Here is a 19197-nt window from a genome sequence, read left to right on the forward strand (position 1 = left end):
GCACCTCGGTCATACGGCCCGGCCGAGGGCGACGGCGAGCAGCGTGAAGGCGAGCACGATGACGCCCACCCGAACGTAGTGAAACCGGTCCCACCGTCCCACCTGCTGCTTCCAGTCCGCGGGCACGCCCTCGCGCGACCAGGTCGCGACCCGCGAATTGATCGGCACGAGCAGGAGGACCGACATCACCACGCTCAGTACGAGCAGGAGCGTGCCCGCGGCGATGAACGACGCGCCCGCGTCACCCCACGTCACCGCGGCCCACACCGCGCCGAGGACGACCGAGCCGATGTACCAGAACGGCATGACCCTGCCCAGGACGCGCGCCCCGTCGCTGCGAGCGTCGAGTCCGCCGTCGTCCGGGAGCCGGTCGAGGATCGGGTTGACGAACGCCGCGACAGAGAACTCCACGCCCACCATCACCCCGACCACGACGACCGTGACGACTGCCAGTACGTCCCGCATGTCCCCTCCAAGGTTTTCCCAGCATTGATTCCTAGCACCGCTAGAATCTGGTGCGACGATAGACCTGCCGACGCACGATTGTCTAGCGATGCTAGAATCGGGCCATGTCGGTACACGAACGCAAGGCACGTGAGCGGGCCAACCGCCACAAACTGATCGTCTCAACGGCCCGCGAACTCGCCGAGACCCACGGCTGGGACGCGGTCACCACGCGCCGGCTCGCCGAGCGGATCGAGTACAGCCAGCCCGTGCTCTACAGCCACTTCCGGAGCAGGAACGAGATCGTGGGAGCGGTCGCGCTGGAGGGTTTCGCCGAGCTGACCGCCGCGTTGCGCGCCGCGGTGCCGGAGGGGCCGGTCGACCGGGAGGCGGTGACCGCGCTGGCCCACGCCTACACCGACTTCGCCGAGCGCAACCCCGCCTTGTACGACGCGATGTTCAGCCTCGACAACGGCCTGCCCTTCGCCGACGAGGCCACGCCCGCCCCCCTGCGCGAGGGGTACCAGGCCCTGCTGGACCCTCTCCAGGACCACGCGGGCTCCGATGCACCGGGGTTGTTCGTCGAGACGTTCTGGGCGGCGCTGCACGGACTGGTCACCCTCACCCGTGCCGGACGCATGCCCGCCGACCAAGTGCCCCAGCGCCTCGCCCTCCTGATCGACCGCTTCATCCCCCGCCGAGGCCCGCGGGACGCCGCCTGACACCCCCGCCACGGACGCGAAGCGTGACCGATCGGCTCGGCCCGCCCGGCGACCCCGGCCCGGTTCGCCAAGCGGTGTCGTGGACGTACGTCGCGGCGAACCCGGCGAGGCACCGCGGGGCCGGCCGACTACCCGACGCTGACCTGGCGCCTGCTGACCGACCTTCCGCTGCGGGCCTATGTCGCCCCCGGCCACCGCTGGGCGACCGAGGGCCGACATGCGAACACGATCACCGAGCTGGTCACCGAGAACCTGTTGCTGCTGCCCCGGGAGCACCCGGCGCGCGTGATCCTGGACCGGGCGGCGTCCCAGGCGGGCCTGGCCTATGCTTCGCCGACCCCATGCCGATTCGGCGCCGGACTGCCTTCATCAACAGCAGCGTCTACGTCGGCCCGCTGGTGTGGTCCCTCGGCGGCGCCGATCTGTCCTGGCCCATCGGGCTCGTCGTGGGCGCGGTGGGGTACTACGCCTGTACCAAGCCGTGCCCCGGCCACCGGCCCCGGCCGGTCGCGCCACCGCGGGAGCACGCCACGCTCGCCGGCACCGATCCGGCCCCTGCCGACCGGCGCTGACCAGGCGCCCGCGGGCCTCGGTCACGCCCGGACCGCTCAGGAGCGGACGGCCGCCATGCCCGTCGGGCGTGCGGAAAGCAGCGCCAGGCAGTTCTCCCACAGGGCTTCGAGGTGCTGGGTGTTGTTGTACAGCTTGGCGAACAGCACCTGGCCCTCGAGCTGAGCGACGACCGACCGGGCGGCGTCACGGGTGTCGCCGACGGTGACCTCCCCGCGCTCCCGGGCTTCGGCGATGACCGTATCGACCATCTCCACCTGGGCGTCGAAGATCTGCTGAAGGCGTGCGCGGATGGGCTCGGTCTGATTGCTCAGTTCCAGGGTGAGGTTGCCGAACATGCACCCGGAGACCGTTCCACAGCTCTGCTGGCCCGCGCGCAGACCGGCCTGGGTCTGCTCGAACAGCCGGCGCAGCCGCGACAGCGGCTCCGCGTCGTCCTCCAGGGCCCGGGCCCACTGACCGCGCTGCGTGTGCCAGTGCTCGTCGAGGACGGCCAGGGCAAGCGCCTCCTTCGACTCGAAGAAGTAGTAGAAGCTGCCCTTGGGAACGTCGGCCGCCTTGCAGATCTCGGCGACGCCCAGCGCCGAATAGCCCCGCAGTTCGATGAGCGAATGCGCGGCGTTGAGGATCTTCTCCTTCGCATCACTGGTGCGTCCCATGGCGGCAAGTGTACGACCGATCGTCTATACCCAGGATCCGCGGCCCCCGGGGCCCGTCGGGCGCCCGGGGTCGGCCTGTCCCCCGTGGATCCATGGTGATGGTTGACCAGTCCACTAATCTTAGGGCACCGACCCCGCCGGCCACCTGGTCCGGCTGTGGCGCCCGGTGGGCGTCCGCAGCATCGGCGTGTGGCGTGCCGACAGCGAGGCGGATCGCGCGCACAGGTGCTGGGGACCCTGCCCCTGTGGCCCTGGATGACCGCGGTGGTCACGGCCGTACAGCCGCACCCCAACGACCCGGGACGGCGCTAGTGCCATCGGGCGAATTCTGCGTGGCCGAGAGGGCCTTGATGCGTATTTAGGCATCCATCCCGTTGCGCTGAGCGGTGTTTCGTGGCCTGTTCCAGAGGCCGTTACGGTCGGATTTATGGAGTGGAATTTTGAGACGGCCGAAAACCTCGGGGCCGCTTTGCGTGCCGGTGAAGTGACCTCGGCGGAACTGACCGACCAGGCGATCACCCGTATCGAGCGGGACGACAAGGCGATCAACGCGATCTGTGTGCCGGACTTCGACCGCGCGCGGGCCGCCGCGCGCCGTGCCGACGAGGCGCGCGCCCGTGGTGAGGACCGGCCGCTGCTCGGCATTCCGGTGACGGTCAAGGAGTCCTACAACATCGCCGGGCTGCCCACGACCTGGGGCATGCCGCCACACCGGAACTTCATGCCCGCCGAGGACGCGGTGCAGGTGTCGCGGCTCAAGGACGCGGGCGCGGTGGTGCTCGGCAAGACCAATGTGCCCTTGGGGCTGCAAGACATCCAAAGCTTCAACGAGATCTACGGCACCACCAACAACCCGTGGGACCACGGCCGCACGTCGGGCGGATCCTCCGGCGGATCAGCGGCGGCCCTGGCGTGCGGATTCGGCGCGCTGTCCATCGGTTCCGACCTCGCCGGTTCGTTGCGCACCCCCGCGCATTTCTGCGGTGTCTACGCACACAAGCCGACACTCGGCCTTGCGGCCGGCCGCGGCATGGTCCCGCCGTCGGAACCGGCCTTGCCGGTCGACCTCGACCTCGCCGTCGTCGGTCCGATGGCGCGCACCGCCCGCGACCTCACGCTCCTGCTCGACGTCATGGCCGGACCGGATCCGTTGACGCTCGGCGTGGCACACGACGTGAGGCTGCCGCCCGCACGCCACGAACGGCTCGACGACTTCCGGGTCTTGGTCCTCGACGAACATCCGCTCATTCCCACCGGGGCGGCGGTGCGGGCGGGCGTGAACCGAGTCGCCGACGCGCTGGTCGACGGCGGCGCCCACGTCGAACGGCGCAGTCCGCTGCTACCCGATCTGGCCGAGGCCGGGACGCTCTACAGCCAGTTGCTGGTTTCGGGCTCCGTCGCACGTTTTCCCGTCGAATCGTACGAGCAGTTGCGGACCCGCGCCGCCGGACTGCGCGCGGACGACCAGAGTCTCGACGCGGCACGGCTGCGCGCCATGGTGTTCAGCCACCGCGACTGGCTCCAGGTGATCAACCGCCGCGAACTGCACCGCCACGGCTGGCGGCAACTGTTCGCCGAGTTCGATGCCGTGGTGTGCCCGATCACGCCCACTCCCGCGTTCCCGCACGACCACGACCCCAATCCGCTGGAACGCCGGATCGACATCGACGGCGTCGAGTACCCGTACTTCGACCAGCTCGTCTGGGCCGGTCTGGCCACCATGCCCGGCCTGCCCGCCACCGCCATACCAGCGGGCCGGACCTCCGCTGGCCTGCCGGTGGGAGTGCAGCTCATCGGCCCGATGTTCGAGGACCGCACCCCGCTGCGGCTGGCCGAGCTGCTCGAGCGGAAGATCGGCGGCTTCCAGGCACCGAAGTAGGGCGTACCACCGGGCGTCCCCCACTCCGCACCAGGGCAATCCGTGAGGGATAACCGGGTCACGGCCAGGTGATCCGGCTCCCCCCGCACACAGGTAACGAGCTTTTCAGCCGCCCACCCGCAGGTGCCGTCGTTCGGCCAGTTCCTCCGGGCCGACCACGGTCAGAACCGGGGTACCGGGAGGCGCGAACATGGTCACCACCAGCTGCGACCGCGCGTCCGCGAGGTTGTTGGCACCCTGGTAGTGGATCACGTCTCCGCCGGGCTCGAACAGGGCGTCACCGGCCTTGAGCACCCGGGGCGCCTCCCCTTCCAGCTCGAAGAGGATCTCGCCCTCGGTCACGTAGCCATAAAGCGGTCCGGGGTGCCGGTGCGGCGGCGCGCCAGGGTCACCGGGCGCCAGGGTGACCCGGACGGTCCTGGCCTCGGCACCGGCCGGGATCCGGTCCGACGCCTCCGGCAGGATCGCGATCACCTCAACGCCATGTGGCAGGTGTGCGTGCTCAGCACTCATGGGTTCCTCCACACAGGGACTGTCCATAGAAAGGACAAGACGGCCTCCCGGTTTGTGACAGCCCCGCCTCCGCTCTTCGAGAAGTCCGACGAAGGACGAGGCGACGAGGGCGACCGCGCGGTCGTCGTCGCGGGCCAGTTGGCGCAGGACCTCCCGCACGGTGGTTCCCGACAGCTCGACCAGCGCCTGGGCCAGGCGGATCCGTGTCGCGGAGTCCGCGGTGGGGGCGGCGAGTTCGTCGACCAGTGCGGTCATGATCCGGTCCGCGCACTCGGGGTCCTGGGACAGCGTTCCCAGGATCTCCGCCGCGTCGACGTCGTTGGAGCCCTCGACCACCATGCCGACGAGGGTCGGCACGGCCGCGGTCACGCCACGCCTGCCCAACGCCAGAGCGGCCTGTCTGCGCACCGTCGGGTCCGGGTCCCCGAGCGCGTCCGCGAGCGCCGCGGTGGCGCCCGGGACCTCGGGCAGTTCGGCAATCGCCAGTACCGCGCGCCGCCGGATGTCGACGTCCTCCGAGTACACACCGGCGGCCAGCGTCGCCACGCCGTCGCCGCCGGATCGGGCGAGCGCCCAGCGCAGAGCGCCCGCGACGTTGGGGTCGGATTCGGCCAGGACCGCCCCGGCCAGCAGTTCGGCGGGAACCGACACATCCCCCGGCCGGGCCAGGACGGCCTGCTGCCGGCGCGCGGCGCTGGTCGAGTTGAGCCCCTGCATGAGTTCGACGACGCGCAGAACGTCCTGCCAGCCGGTGGGCGCCGACGCATCGATCGCGCGGAGCCGCTCGAGCAGCTCCGCTTCCTTCGCCAAGCGGTCCTCCGTCCATTGGATGAGGTCGCTGACCAGGGCGGACGGGGTGAAGGCCGGGTCGTCCAGCGCGCGCCCGATCTGCTTGAGCGAGAGCCCGAGGGACCGCAGGCTCTCCACGTGGAAGATCCTGCGGACGTCCTCGGCGGAGTACTCGCGGTAGCCACCGACGGTGCGACCGGTCGGGCGCACCAGCCCGAGGGCGTCGTAGTGCCGGAGCATCCGGGCGCTCACGCCCGAGTGACGGGCCACCTCGCCGATCAGCAATCCGCGATCTCCGCAGCCTCCGCGGACGCCGCAGCCTCCGCGGTCTCGGCGAGGCCCGGCGCTGCCGCGGCGGCGGCCTCCGCGGCAGCGGCCCCTTCCGGGCCGAGTGCGACGGCTCGCCTCGCCTCGTCGATCGCCGCGTCGAAACCGGTCTCCGGGTTCTGCCGGAGCAGCTCGGTGGCACGGGCGTGCGTGGCCACCTCCGGGTCGGGGTTCGCCGCGGCCCGCTCCAGGGCGGGCTCGGTCACATCGCCGAGGTCGGCCAGGGCGCGGCTCAGGCTCAGCCGCGCATCGCGGTCGCCGCGGCCGAGCCGCGTGACCAGTTCCTCGACCAGGCCCTCCTTCTCGTCCTCGGGTACGAGAACGACCGCGACGCGCCACGCGGTCCGCGCCACCTCGTCGTCCGCGTCGTGCAGCAGGTCGCGTGTGATCCAGGCCCACGCGCCCTTGTCGCCGATCTTGGAGAGCGTGTGCAACGCCTGGCTGCGGGCCTGAGTGCGCTGGGAGTCGAGCTCCCGGCGGATCCGGGGCAGGGTGATCTCCGGTGGGAGCCGGGTCAGCGCCCAGGACAGCATGTCCCGTACGAAGAAGTCCGGCTCGACCGCGCACCGCTCGACGAGCGTCTCCAGGAAGCCGGGGTCGGGGTTCGAGCCGACCGCCAGGGCCGCCTGAAGCCGGACCGAGGAGTCCTCGGCGCTCAGGGCATTGGCCACGCGGGTGTTCTGTGGGGTTCCGATGGTTGTGTTGATCGGGGCCACCTCCTGCACCCAGGGCACACGTTATCACCGTGTCAAGGTCAAGCCCGTGACCGGCGGATCAGAAGATCCGCTGGTCACGGGCCGAAACCGGTGCACCCTGGGGAACGGCGCTCAGTCGCGCGACGCGGATGCGGAGGACCGGTTCGCGGAGCCGTTGATCACGAACTGCGAGCCCGGCTCCTTCACCACATCGCCCTCGGCCGAGTTGGTGATCGTCACGTTCGTCAGCGTGGCGCTGCCGCGCGCCCCGCTCATCGCGAGGATCCCGGACCCGTTGGTGGACTTGTCGATGGTGACGTTCTCGATCCGGACGCCGGGCATCGCGCCGCCGCCCGTCTTGAACTGGATGCCGTCGTAGGTGGAGTCGTGGATGTCGGTGTCGCGGATCGTGACTCCCGGGATGTCCTGTCCCTGGGCGAACAGGGTGATCGCGCCGAACTCCTGCGCCTCGCCCCAGAACGCGCCGCCCGTGCGGTACAGGCCGTTGCCTGCGATGAGCGTCTGGCCCGAGAAGGGCAGCGGGTCGTGGTCCGTGGCCAGCATGATCCCCGGGTAGTTCATGGTGTCGGAGATCACGTTGTTCTCGATCGTGTTGCCGTAGCCGCCGTAGACCGCGATGCCATTGGCCCGCCAGGGCAGCTGGATCGTGTTGTTGCGGAAGTGGTTGTCGTGGCCGATGTCCGTCGACGTGTCCTTCACGTATTTGTTGGCCCAGACGGCGAGTGAGTCGTCGCCGGTGTTGCGGAAGGAGGAGTTGTAGACGGTCGAATCGCGGGTGCCATTGGTGAAGTTGACGCCGTCGGCGTAGGTGTTGCGGATCCGTACGCCGCTGAATTCGAGGCCGTCACCGGGCCCCCACAGCTCGGGGATGTTGGAGTAGTCGCGGCCGACCCAGGCGCCGACGTTGGCGTGTTCGAGCCACACATTGGTGATCTTGGTGTTCTTGCCGAAGCGGCCATTGAGTCCGACGCCGCCCTCGGCGCCGCCGTCGCCACCGCGGATGGTGCCGGAGCCGAAGATGGCGATGTCGGAGATCTTGGTGTTGTCGTCGATGTCGAAGCCGAAGTTGCCCTCGTGGGGGTGGTTGATGCCGCCCGCTTCCTGGGGCGGGATGAGCGAGTAGAGCTGGGAGTGCCACATCCCGGCGCCGCGGATGGTGACGTCCCGGATGCCCATCTGGTTGTACTGGCCGTGGTTCTGGGGGTCGTCGGTCAGGATCTTCTTCTCCTGGCGCCACTGGCCCGCGGGGATCCACACACAGGGGATCTGGCCCTCCTGGTCCGCCGTGACGGCGCGCTGGATGGCGTCCGCGTCGTCGATACCGTCGTTGGGCACGGCCCCGTAGTCGGTGATGGAGGCGCAGTCGGCGGGCTTGGTGGCCGGTGCGGCGACCTGCTCCAGGTCGACCAGGTCGATGATGTAGAAGGCCGCGTCGTCACCGGCATCCCGCTGCAACCGGAACGTCGTACCCACCGGGTAGGAGTCGGTCAGCAGGGCGTGGGACTCGTCGAACAGCCGCCGGGCGTCGCCTCCGGGCCGATTGGTCAGGCCCTCCGGGTCATCGGTCGTGCCGTAGAGCCAGCTGTGCTTGGAGGACAGGGTGAGTTTGCGGACGAACTTCCCGTCCGCGTAGAGGCTGATGGTGGCCTCCTTGCCGCCACCGGCTGCCGCGTCCGGGATGGAGTTGCGGACGACGATCGAGTTGGACGGGGTGGTGGAGGTGAACTCCACGTACTGCCCCGTGCTGTCGAGCCGGACCGATTCGCGCCCGGAGGACTCGGTGGCGAAGTTGGTGTGCCCGAAGGTGCGCTTGGCGTCCGACTTCAGCAGGGTCCCGTCGTACCGGCCGTCCTCCGCCTCGTACTCGGTGTACGGCACGGCGGCGCCGCGTCCGACGACGAGGGAGCGGGCGAAGGTGTTGTTGTCCTCGTTGGTCTCGGCGACGGTGCCGGTGGCGTCGGCCGTCGCGGTGAGTGTCGCTCCGCCGTTGGTCGCGGTCCACTCGCCGCCGATGGCCACGGTGGCGGTGCCACCGGCCGGGATGGCGCCCGCCGTGCCGTTCAGCGTGGTCTCGCCGGCGGTGAGCCGGGTGACCGATCCGGCGGGCACCGCGCCCGTGCCCCTGTTGTGCACCGCGACGGTGAAGGTGACCTTGGCGCCGACGGCCGGGCTGGAGGGGTTGGTGGTGATGCCGGTGACGTCCAGGTCCGGCCCGGGGGCCTGGCCGACGACCAGCTTCGTGGCGGCGTTGCGGCTGTTGTTGCTGTTGTCGAGCTCGGCGACCGTGTCGGTCGGGTCGACGACGGCGGAGACGGTGTAGCTGCCCATGGCCCTCTTGCCGACCTTGACCGGCACCTTCACCGACGCGCCCGGCGCGAGCGCGTCGACGGCGCCGCTGCCGGCGACCGCGCCCTCGAGGCTGACGTTCACGGTGGTCGCGGGTGCGGCGACCGGCCCGGCGTTGCGGACCGTCGCCTCGACGGTGACCGCGTCCGTCTCGGAGGGCGACTGGGGCGACCAGGAGAGATCGGCGACGGTCAGATCGGGGGCGGGGGCGGCCGCGCCGACGACCTCGAACTCGGCGACCTGTCCCCCGCCGGCGCCGGTGTTTCCGAAGAACTGCAGCCGTACGTCCGCGTACCGGCCCGAGACCGGGATGGTCACCGCGTTCTTGTTCTGCGACGGGTTGAACGTGTAGTCGGCCCGGTCCTTCAGCGAGGTGAAACCGGACTCCCCGACCGGCCGCCCCAGCACCTGAATGCTCTGCGACCGGGTGCTCCAGGCGGGATCGGGGTTCAGCTTGACGACGACGCCGGTCAGATCGGCATCGGCGCCGAGCTTCGCGGTCAGCGTCGAGGACTGCCCGCTCGCCTCCCAGTAGCTGGAGGTGCTGCCGTCGTTGGCGTTGCTCGCCACGTAGTTCTGGGTGGTCGACGACGCCTCGATCGGCTTGCGCAGGGCCAGGTTGGTGCCCGCGGGCGGGTCCCCGGGGGCCTCCCCGCCGACCTCCCCGCGCACCTCCACCTCGGAGAGCTGGGCGGCGTTCCAGCCCGTGTTGCCGGTCACCCGCACGCGCACGTACCGCGCCTCGGCCGTGACGTCGAGCGCCACGGTGTTGCCGGACGACGGCGAGAAGTCTTTGGCCGCGTCGGCGACCACGGTGGTGAAGTTCTGGCCGTCAGCGCTGGCCTGGATCCTCACACCCTCGGTGCGGGACTCCCACGACGCGGGGAGCTTCAGGACCACCTCGTCGATATCCGCCGTGTTCCCGAGGTCGACCTGCACCCACTGCGGGAACGAGCCCGCGGGACCCTCCCAGTAGGAGGACTGGCTGCCGTCGGTGACATTGCTCGCCGGGTAGGAGCCGTGAGCCCCACTGGCTGTCACCGGCCTGCCCAGCGCCAGGTTCGCTCCCTCTGCGGCATGGGCTGCCACGGGCAGCAGCCCGACCGTGAGCAGACCCGCCGTCACCAGCCCGGCGGCCAACCGCCGACCGTGATGTCTTCTTCTCATGAGGCCCTCTCGATCCCTTCCCCTGAGCGCCCGCAACCGACCCCGCCACCCGCCGCCCACAGACGCGCAGGATTTCTCGGGGCAGGGAGCACGCAGGCAAGAGGGAACGGTGCGCCTGGTGGACGATGACGGTGTTCAGCGGGCCCAGACGATGTCGCGGTGAAGAGCCGAGCCAGCCGCAGTGCAAGAGTTGAGTAATTTCGTCTATCTTTTGCAGTGCCTTGACGACAGATTTCTACTGCCCATCGACTTTGTCAACGGCCTGGTACATCGCAGTACTTGGTGCGGAGCGCTCCAGCCGGCCACCGGCGCGGTGAGCGTCGCGTCCCCGGAGGCGGCGGCTACTCCTGCCACGTCCCGTCGCGCATGATGGCTCTCCCGCGCAGCTCCTGCTCGCCGCGCCAGGCGAGCACCCTTTTCGGCACCACGCGGACGTACAGAAAGGGCTCCTCCTCCGTGCGGGGGTCCCAGCCGAACTTGGCGGTGAACGCCTCGGCCGCCTCTCCGGGGACCTCCTGGTCCGGGAAGCACTCCGCCTCCCCCTGGAGCAGCACCACGTCGAAGGTGTCCGGCAGTGCCAGGCGCACGCGCGGCTCCTCGCGGAGGTTCCGCGCCGTCATCGAAGTGGCGGTGGTGCACATCCACACGGCCTGCCCATCCCACAAGAACCACAGCGGCACCTGGTGGGGTCCGCGCTCGGGATGCCCCGTCGACACCCATACATCCCGCTCGGTGACGAGCCGGTCCAGTGTGTCGCGCCTTCGCTCCGCCGTCTGGCGACGAACGTTTCCCGTGGTCCGCATGGGAGCCCACGCTAGCCAGCGGACTCACCGCGCGCATGAGGCGCGGGACCTACTACCAGCGACCGGTGGACGGGCCGAGATTCGGCGAGGTCGACGCCGATGTCGGATTCCCGGCAGAAAGGACCACCCGGCAGTGTCCGGCCCGGCGCGGGACCGCCACGCAGCAGGCCAAAGCCCACCTCTTCCGCCCCCTGCACACCGTCGCGCCGCCTGACCCGCCTGCGCGCCGCCTGACCCGCCTGCGCGGGCACGTCATAGGAGGCCGCGGGCGGGGACTGGCCGCAGCCCGGCAGGTCGGCCCGAATGACGTGATGGTGGCGAGCGAGCGCCGGGACCACCGGGCCCCGCTTCCCCGCCCGGGAAGGGGAAGGAAGCACGCCGGTGCGCGCCGCGGCCGGCGAGGGTGAAATTTTTCGGATATCCGCGTGAGGTAATCCGTCACGCCGCGCCTCGTCCGTTCCTGCGCTCCAGATCTGCGGGTGTTACCCCTTCGTGATGTACACGGTGCCGGATCGCCCGGCTGTGACCAGGAGCGATGCAGGATTCCCTCATTGACGAGCGGAAAAGCGCTCATTAGCGTCCGCCCCATGACCCACCAAGCCCTCGTGGACACCATTGATGACCTGGACCGTTGCGTGATCGCGGCGCTCCAGCTCAACGGTCGTGCCCCGTGGTGCGCGGTGGCCCGTTGGGTGGGTACCAGCGAGACGACCGCCCAGCGGCGCTACAAGGCCCTGCGCGAGCGGGGAGTGCTGCGGGTCGTCGGCACCCTGGAGCTGGACCGCACCCGGGAGGGCTCGTCCATGCTCGTCCGGGTGCAGGCCAAGCCCGGTCGCGGGCTGGACCTCGCCGAGCAGCTCGCCGCCAGCCCGGATGTGCGCTTCCTGGCCGTCGTCACCGGTGCCGCCGATCTCATCGTCGATTTCGTCGCCCGTGACAACGAGGAGATGATGCGGATGCTCTTCACGGACCTGCCCGGGGCCGACCTGATCACCAGCACCGAGGCGGTCGCCGTCATCCGCGCGTTCACCTCCGCGTCGATGTGGGACACCGGGCTGCTGCCCGCCGAGGCGGCCGCGGACCTGCGGCCCGCTTCGCTCGCGTCGTCGTGCGACCGCGACGACTGGGACGAGGCGCCAAAAGCGCTGACCGGTCTGGAGCAGGAGGTCGCGGCGGCTCTCAAGGAGGACGGCCGGGCCCAGATCAGCGCCCTGGCCCGGCGCCTGGGCCACACCGAGGCCGGTGTCGCACGGGCCATGGAACGTCTCATATCCCGCGGCATCCTGCAGTTCCGGACGCTGGTCGAACCGGGCCTGCTCGGGTACGACGCCGAGTTCATGGTGTGGCTGTCGATCGAGCCCGACCGGCTCGAAGCCGCGGGACGCCAGCTCGCGCGGCATCCGGGAACCAAGTTCCTGGGCGCGGCGACCGGGCGTTTCAACCTCGTCGGACACATGGTTCTGCCCCGTCGCACCGATCTGCTCCGCTACACCAGTGAGGTCATCGGGGCGCTGCCCGGCCTGATCGCCTCGGATGTGACGTTGCACCTCGCCACCCTCAAGTACTCCTGGCACCGGATGGTCCGCACCGTCTGAGCCCCCGGCCGGCCGCCGGGCACATCGCCCGGTGGCGGCCCGGCCGTACCCTCTTCCGCTCTCTTCCGTCCTCTTCCGTCCTCTTCCGCTCTCTTCCGCTCTCTTCCGCTCTCTTCCGCTCTCTTCCGTCCCCTTCCGTCCCCTTCCGTCCTCTTCCGTCCTCTTCCGCTCCGATCCTTGTGGAGATTCACCATGCCCACAGACGACTTCGGCCTGCCCTCGGAGAGCTGGCGCTGGCCCGAACACACCTGGCGCGGCCACGTCGACGCGGTCCGTGCCGGGCGGCGGCTGGTCCCGGACCGCTGGCCCGGCGGTGCCCGTGTCGCGGTCGCCCTCTCCTTCGACGCCGACCACGAGACGATCCCGCTGCGCGACGGCGGGACCAGCCCCGGTCTGCTCGCCCAGGGCGAGTACGGAGCCCGCGCCGGCTCCCCGCGGATCCTGGACCTCCTCGCCCGCTACGGCGTTCCCGCGACCTTCTTCATGCCGGCCGTCTCCGCCCTCGTCCACCCCGAGGAGGCCCGCGCCTACACCCGTGACGGGCACGAGCTGGCCGTCCACGGCTGGATCCACGAGCGCAACATGCTGCTGGGCCGCGAGGACGAGAAGGACCTCACGGCGCGCGCCCTGGACACCCTCACCACGCTGACCGGCCGGCGCCCGGTCGGCATCCGCACTCCGTCCTGGGACTTCTCCGACTCGACCCTCGCCATCATGCTCGAGCTGGGCTTCGCCTACGACTCCTCGCTCATGGCCGACGACGAGCCGTACGAGATCGTCGCCGACGGCCGGCCCACCGGCCTGGTGGAGATCCCCGTCGACTGGATCCGGGACGACGCCCCGTACTTCACCATGGACCGCTACGGGTCCGCCCGCCCGCACAGCCGGCCGCGCGACGTACGGGAGATCTGGACCGACGAGTTCGACGCCGCCTACCGGGACGGCGGCGTCTTCCAGCTCACCCTGCACCCGCACGTCATCGGCCACCGCTCGCGCCTGGTGGCGCTGCGGGAGCTTCTCGACCACATCGCCGCTCACCCCGGCGTCTGGTACGCCACGCACGCCCAGCTCGCCGACACGGCCCGCGACGTGCTGCACGGCCGGACCACCGCCGGCTCCGCCGCCGACACTCCGGAGCACACGCCATGAACACCGGATCCGCCACGCCCACCGGCCCCCTGCGCCAGGACGGCGCCGCCCCCGCCACGACCCGGCTGAGCGGCGCCCAGCGCAAGGCCATCGTCGCCGGCACCATCGGCAACACCGTCGAATGGGTCGACTGGGCCCTGTACTCCATCTTCGCCAAGATCATCGCCGATGAGTTCTTCCCGAAGGGCGACGGCGCGGTGGCCCTGCTGTCCACGCTCGCCGTCTTCGCCGTCGGGTTCGTGATGCGCCCGGTCGGTGCCGCCGTCCTCGGCGCCTACGCCGACCGCCACGGCCGCAAGAAGGGCATGACCCTCACGGTCGGTCTGATGGCGGCCGCCGGTTTCGTCATCGCGATCACCCCCTCCTACGAGACCATCGGCGTCGTCTCGCCGCTGCTCCTGCTGGTCGCCCGGCTGGTGCAGGGCTTCTCCGCCGGCGGCGAGTTCGGCTCGTCCTCCGCGTTCCTCGTCGAGTCGGCGGCCCGTGGCAGACGCGCGTTCGCCGGGTCCTGGCAGCAGGTGTCGGTCGCCGGCGGTGTGCTCGTCGCCTCCCTCCTGGGCACCCTCGCCACCTCGGCACTGAGCGAGGACGCCCTGCACTCCTGGGGCTGGCGTGTGGCGTTCATCCTCGGCGGCCTCCTCGGGCTGGTCGGCCTGTGGCTGCGGGTCTCGGTGGCGGACACCGACTCCTTCGCCCAGGTGCGGGGCTCCGGCCGCACCCGCGCCAATCCCGTCAAGACCATGTTCGTGGAACACCCCGGGGCGGCCCTGCGCGTCGCCGGCATCACGGTGGCGGGCACCCTCACCTACTACATCTGGGTCAACTACCTTCCCACGTACGCGAATCTGACCACCGGCATCCCGCTGAAGACCGCGCTGCTGTCCCAGACGCTGTGTCTGGTCGTCTTCGTCATCGCGTTGCCGCTCGTGGGCGTGGTCTCGGACCGGCTGGGACGCAAGCCGACCATGGCGGGGTTCGCCGGTGGCTTCGTCGTCCTGGCCTGGCCGCTGCTGCACCTGCTGAGCAACAGTTTCCTCAGCCTGTTCCTGGTCCAGCTCGTCGGCATGCTGCTGATCCTCGGCTACTCCGCCAACTGCGCCGTCATCATGGCCGAGCAGTTCCCACCGGAGGTGCGCGCCACCGGCATCGCCCTGCCGTACGCCCTGGCCGTCGCGCTCTTCGGCGGCACCGCGCCCTATCTCACGACGTGGATGCACGAGCACGGCCACAGCGACCTGCTGTGGATCTACGTATCGGCGGCCTCACTGATCTCCCTCGTGGTCTACCTCACGATGCCGGAGACCAAGGACAAGGAGTTCAGCTGATGACCCACGTCCTGGTCACCGGTGCCGCGGGCGGCATCGGCGGGGCGATCGCCGAGGAGTTCGCCGCCCGGGGCGCGTTCCTCACCCTCGTCGACCGCGACCTCGCCGCGCTCCAGCGGACCGGGGCGCGGGTGGGAACCCGTACCGCGGCACGGGCCGCGGACCTGACCGACCCCGACGCGCCCACCGCCGTCGTCGAGGCGGCCTGGGCGGAGCACGGCCCCATCGACGTCCTCGTCAACGCGGCGGGCGTCTACCCCTCCCTCGACATGGCCGAGGTGGACGCGATGGCCTGGGACCGGCTGTTCGCCGTCAACCTGCGCGCCCCGGTCCTGGCCACCGCCGCCTTCGCCCGGCTCGCCATCCGGCATGGACGGCCCGGTGCGGTCGTCAACATCTCCTCCGGCTCCGCGCTGCGCGCCCGCACCGGCGGAGGCCCGTACGCGAGCTCGAAGGCCGCCCTGGAGATGGCCACCCGCGCCGCCGCGCTGGAACTGGGCACGCACGGCATCCGCGTCAACGCGGTCAGCCCCGGTTTCATCCCGGTGGACAGCGACTGCAACCCCGTCTCCGCCGAGTACGCCGAGGCCATCGGCGCCAACCCGCTGGGCCGCCCGGGAACGCCACAGGACATCGCCCGGGCGGTGCGCTGGCTCACCGGCCCCGACGCCTCCTGGATCACCGGCGAGGTGGTGCGGGTGGACGGCGGATCCAGCACGGGCGCCCTGCACCTGCCCCGGATCTGGCAGCCCGACGACACCCGCGTCACCCCGCCCGCCCCGGTGCCGGCGACCACCGCGACCACCGCGACCACGACCACCGCGACCACGGAAGAAGGACGAACAACCCGATGAAGGACGCCCATCCGGTCAGGCCCGGATACACCGTCGTCGGCGCGGGAGCGATCGGCGGCACCCTCGCCTTCGCCCTCGCCCGGGCCGGCCACCCGGTCACCGTCGTGGACACCGACCGCACGCATGTGGACGCCATCCGCACCCGCGGACTCGTCGTCGCCCGCGGCGGCACCCGCGAGAGCGTGCCGGTCACGGCCACGACCCCGGACGAGTTCACCGGCACCCTCCACCGCGTCCTGCTGGCCGTGAAGGCGCAGGCCACCGGCACGGCGCTGGACTGGATCGCGCCCCGCCTGGCCCCGGACGGCTACGTCGTCTCCCTGCAGAACGGCTTCAACGAGTCGCTGATCGCCCAGCGGCTGGGGGCCGCCCGCACCATCGCGGCCTTCGTGAACATCTTCGCCGACGTCATCGAACCGGGCGTCATCCTGGACGGCGGCGCCGGAGCCCTCGTCATCGGCGAGCCCGACGGCGGGCCGGTCAGCCCGCGGGTCCGGGACCTGGTGGCCCATCTGCACAGCTGGGGCCCGGCCGTGGCCAGCGACAACGTCGAGGGATATCTGTGGGCCAAGGCCGGGTTCGGCGCCATGCTCGCCGCCACCGCCCTCGCGGACGCCCCCATGGCCGACCTCATCGACCGGCACCGCCCCGCCATGGCCGCGCTCACCGGCGAGATCTTCGCCGTATCCGACCGCCTCGGCGTCACCCTGGAAGCCTTCGACGCCTTCGAGCCGCACCCCTTCCGGCGAGGAGCGGATCCAGCCGCCCAAGACGCCGCCTTCGACCGTCTCACCGCATGGCTGCGCACCCAGACCAAGGACCGCAGCGGTATCTGGCGCGACCTCGCGGTGCGCCACCGGCCCGTGGAGGCCCCCACCCACTACACCGAGGTCTTCGACCACGCGGCACGCGAAGGTCTGCCCACGCCCCTGCTGCACACGGTCGTGACCGGCCTGCGCCAACTGGAGGGCGCCGCGCAGAACATGTCGGAGTCACGGCTGGACGAGCTGGACCGCCTGGCGCAGCCCCCCGCGCCCTCGCTCCCGCTCCCGCTCGGCGCCGAACAGGCCGACGCGGTGCGGCAGTGGCTCGACGCCCACCGCGAGGACATGGTCGCCGACCTCGCCGCCTACACCTCCCAGGGCAGCGCCAGCGACGACCTGGACGCCCTGGACAGCTGCCTCGGCTGGCTGCGCGACTGGCTCGACCGGCGCCTGGGCGCACCGGACGCCGAGGAGACCCTCGCGCGCGAGGAGGCCGGCGACATCCTCGTCCGCCGCTACTCCGCCCGGGGCACCACCGCCCAGGACCACCGGCCCGTCCTTCTCCTCGGGCACTACGACACCGTCTGGCCGACCGGCACCCTGGACACCTGGCCCTTCCGGCGGGAGGGCGACCACATCACCGGCCCCGGCGTCTTCGACATGAAGGCCGGCCTGGTCCAGGCGGTCTGGGCACTGCGTGCCCTGGACGCCCTCGATCTGCCCCGCCCGGCCTGCACCGTGATGCTCAACGGCGACGAGGAGACCGGCAGTCTCGCCTCCCGCGACGCCATCGTCGAGGAGGCACGCGACAGCCGGCTCGCCATGGTCTTCGAGGCCGCCGCCGACGGCGCGATCAAGACAGCCCGCAAGGGCGTCGGGCTCTTCACCGTCACGGTCACCGGCGTCGAGGCCCACGCCGGTCTGGACCCCACGGCCGGGGCCAGCGCCGTGGACGAACTCGCCCACCAGATCCTGCGGCTGACGGACCTGCGCGCCCCGGACGCGGGCACCTCGCTGAACGTGGGTGTGGTGGAGGGAGGCACCCGCAGCAACGTCACGGCGGGGCACGCCGTCGGCCACATCGACATCCGCGTCGCCACCGCCGCCGAACAAAAACGCCTCGGAGACGCCCTGGCCGCTCTGCGTCCCGTCGGCCCACGGACCCGTGTGGAGGTCACCGGTGGCTGGAACCGCCCGGTGTTCGAACGCACGGAAGGGGTCGCCGCACTCGCCGACCTGGCACGCCGGTGCGCCGCGCTGCTCGGACACGACCTGCCCGAGGCGTCGGTCGGCGGAGCCAGCGACGGCAACTTCGTCGTGGCCCAGGGCACTCCGGTCCTGGACGGTATCGGCGCGGTGGGCTCGGGCGCACACGCCCGCTCGGAGAACACCTCGGTACAGGGCATGGTCACCCGCGCGGCGCTGGCCGCCACCATACTGGCGGCGCTGGCAAGGGAGTGACCCCCTGCCAGGCACGACCCGGTAGGACATCGAACCGCGTGCCTTACAATTCCCCCGCCACTGGCGAAAAATGAGCGGTCGAAGGCATGGGCCGCAGGGGCGAGGAGGAATCACGATGGCATCGGGGGGATGGGGTCTGCCGAACGACCCCGGACAGGGAGGAAACCGCTGGGGGCCTCCGCCGTCACCCGGTCCGTACGGGCCGCCGACGCCGGATCCGTACGGGCCACCACCACCGGCACCGCATCCGTACGGGCCACCAGCGAACCCCTACGGGCCCCCTCCCCCGCCGCCCGGGCCCTACCGCCCGGCGCCCAGGAACCGGCACTGGTACCGGCGGGTGCCCTTCCTCTTCTTGATCGTCCCACTGCTCCGCTCGGTGCACCGGGCCGCGCGCAGGGTGTTCGACCAGGACGGCGGCGGGCGTGTCCACGATCCCGTGGTCACCCGCTTCCAGATCACCCGCACGGTGCTCGGCGTCCTCGCCACGCTCGCGCTCTACTACATGTACGGGGCGGACGACGGCCTGGAGGACCAGGCCAGCGAGGGTCTCGGCCAGCTCCTCCTGACCCCGGTCCTGCTCATCATCGCCGGACCGGTGGTGATCACTGCCTTCATCCGCTACGCGCCCGCGGAGCGGCGGCGGCTGCTGCGCTCCCGGCTCGGTGTCCCGGCCAAGACCGTCGGCTGGTACGTCCTGGTCGTGGCAGCCCTCGTCGGCACGGCGTGGGTGATCTCGGGCACCACGCTGCTGCACGGGCTGCACGGGGTGTGGCTGTTCGTGGCCGCCGTCCCCGCGCTCGCGTTCGTGCTGTGGGGGCTGCCGTTCTTCTTCATGGCCTCGGCCTACGTCGCCCGCTCCGCCTTCAACACCGCCTATGTGCACGCCGCGCTGCCGGCCGTGCTCACCGTGGTGATGGTCTGGATCATCGCCATCCTCAACCTGACCGGGAGCGGCATGCCGAACGGTCCGATGTGGGCCCAGTTCTGCTCCCTGTTCGGCGGCCCGCTCTCGGTGACCGGGCTCTCCCTGTGGGAGCTGCGCCGACTGCGGACGCGCCACGGCGTGACCATACGCGGCTGAGACCTCCCCCCTTCCCGGTGGCGCGGCGGT

At 71.1% G+C, this 19197-nt stretch carries 15 protein-coding genes and 3 pseudogenes; 10 read left to right on the top strand and 8 right to left on the bottom strand.

The genetic code is table 11. From position 1 onward, the window contains the following. Positions 1-9: 9 nt before the first annotated feature. Positions 10-465 (bottom strand): DUF1772 domain-containing protein, encoded by a 456-nt coding sequence (locus AS97_RS07785; RefSeq protein ID WP_210564599.1) that lies wholly within the window; start codon positions 463-465, stop codon positions 10-12. Positions 466-569: 104 nt separating this feature from the next. Here AS97_RS07785 and AS97_RS07790 point away from each other — a divergent pair, with 104 nt between their 5' ends. Both AS97_RS07790 and AS97_RS07795 read left to right on the top strand, forming a co-directional pair. Then, positions 570-1166 carry a TetR/AcrR family transcriptional regulator gene (locus AS97_RS07790; protein WP_059142995.1) on the top strand — a complete coding sequence of 199 codons (597 nt, stop codon included), beginning with the start codon at positions 570-572 and terminating at the stop codon, positions 1164-1166. A gap of 341 nt (positions 1167-1507) precedes the next feature. Beyond that, entirely contained in the window at positions 1508-1738 is a 231-nt protein-coding gene (locus tag AS97_RS07795; RefSeq protein ID WP_210564600.1) for a hypothetical protein, read from the top strand. Between the two features lie 36 nt (positions 1739-1774). Here AS97_RS07795 and AS97_RS07800 read toward each other — a convergent pair whose 3' ends face one another. Beyond that, positions 1775-2395 (bottom strand): TetR/AcrR family transcriptional regulator, encoded by a 621-nt coding sequence (locus tag AS97_RS07800; RefSeq protein WP_059142997.1) that lies wholly within the window; start codon positions 2393-2395, stop codon positions 1775-1777. 139 nt (positions 2396-2534) lie between these two features. Here AS97_RS07800 and AS97_RS46985 point away from each other — a divergent pair. Both AS97_RS46985 and AS97_RS07805 read left to right on the top strand, forming a co-directional pair. Continuing rightward, positions 2535-2707 (top strand): annotated as a pseudogene (locus AS97_RS46985) (muconolactone Delta-isomerase family protein); the annotation flags it as partial. 115 nt (positions 2708-2822) lie between these two features. Beyond that, positions 2823-4274: an amidase gene (locus tag AS97_RS07805; protein ID WP_210564601.1), complete on the top strand. Its 1452-nt coding sequence runs from the start codon at positions 2823-2825 to the stop codon at positions 4272-4274. A 105-nt stretch (positions 4275-4379) separates the two neighbouring features. Here AS97_RS07805 and AS97_RS07810 read toward each other — a convergent pair whose 3' ends face one another. The 6 genes and pseudogenes from AS97_RS07810 to AS97_RS46995 form a co-directional block, all read right to left on the bottom strand. Next, on the bottom strand, positions 4380-4814 hold the full coding sequence (locus tag AS97_RS07810; protein WP_349017636.1) for a cupin domain-containing protein: 435 nt from the start codon (positions 4812-4814) through the stop codon (positions 4380-4382). A 42-nt stretch (positions 4815-4856) separates the two neighbouring features. Beyond that, positions 4857-5861: pseudogene (locus AS97_RS07815) on the bottom strand (MerR family transcriptional regulator); the annotation flags it as partial. Next, positions 5855-6628, bottom strand: coding sequence for a hypothetical protein (locus AS97_RS07820; RefSeq protein WP_059143100.1), 774 nt, complete (start codon positions 6626-6628; stop codon positions 5855-5857). The pseudogene AS97_RS07815 and the gene AS97_RS07820, both read right to left, overlap by 7 nt. A gap of 102 nt (positions 6629-6730) precedes the next feature. Then, a complete protein-coding gene (locus AS97_RS07825; protein ID WP_210564602.1) occupies positions 6731-10132 on the bottom strand; it encodes a CARDB domain-containing protein in 3402 nt (1133 codons plus the stop codon). 341 nt (positions 10133-10473) lie between these two features. After that, positions 10474-10935, bottom strand: a complete 462-nt coding sequence (locus tag AS97_RS07830; RefSeq protein WP_210564603.1) for a pyridoxamine 5'-phosphate oxidase family protein — start codon at positions 10933-10935, stop codon at positions 10474-10476. A gap of 236 nt (positions 10936-11171) precedes the next feature. Continuing rightward, positions 11172-11279, bottom strand: a pseudogene (locus AS97_RS46995) (alpha/beta hydrolase); the annotation flags it as partial. A 243-nt stretch (positions 11280-11522) separates the two neighbouring features. Here AS97_RS46995 and AS97_RS07835 point away from each other — a divergent pair. The 6 genes from AS97_RS07835 to AS97_RS07860 all read left to right on the top strand — a co-directional run bounded on the left by AS97_RS07835 (position 11523) and on the right by AS97_RS07860 (position 19167). After that, positions 11523-12530, top strand: coding sequence for an Lrp/AsnC family transcriptional regulator (locus AS97_RS07835; protein ID WP_059143001.1), 1008 nt, complete (start codon positions 11523-11525; stop codon positions 12528-12530). A gap of 192 nt (positions 12531-12722) precedes the next feature. Continuing rightward, a complete protein-coding gene (locus tag AS97_RS07840; protein WP_086707926.1) occupies positions 12723-13679 on the top strand; it encodes a polysaccharide deacetylase in 957 nt (318 codons plus the stop codon). Next, entirely contained in the window at positions 13676-15004 is a 1329-nt protein-coding gene (locus AS97_RS07845; RefSeq protein WP_086707928.1) for an MFS transporter, read from the top strand. Before AS97_RS07840 ends, AS97_RS07845 begins: the two co-directional genes overlap by 4 nt. Then, the gene (locus tag AS97_RS07850; protein WP_210564604.1) at positions 15004-15858 is read left to right on the top strand and encodes an SDR family oxidoreductase; all 855 of its coding nucleotides are present in this window, start codon (positions 15004-15006) and stop codon (positions 15856-15858) included. The genes AS97_RS07845 and AS97_RS07850 overlap by 1 nt, the downstream gene beginning before the upstream one ends. After that, the gene (locus tag AS97_RS07855) at positions 15855-18083 is read left to right on the top strand and encodes a M20/M25/M40 family metallo-hydrolase (protein WP_210564605.1); all 2229 of its coding nucleotides are present in this window, start codon (positions 15855-15857) and stop codon (positions 18081-18083) included. Before AS97_RS07850 ends, AS97_RS07855 begins: the two co-directional genes overlap by 4 nt. A gap of 355 nt (positions 18084-18438) precedes the next feature. Further along, entirely contained in the window at positions 18439-19167 is a 729-nt protein-coding gene (locus AS97_RS07860; protein WP_247204270.1) for a hypothetical protein, read from the top strand. Positions 19168-19197 lie beyond the last annotated feature (30 nt).

Origin of the sequence: Streptomyces sp. AgN23 (assembly GCF_001598115.1) — a bacterium.
Taxonomy (GTDB): Bacteria; Actinomycetota; Actinomycetes; order Streptomycetales; family Streptomycetaceae; genus Streptomyces; species Streptomyces antimycoticus.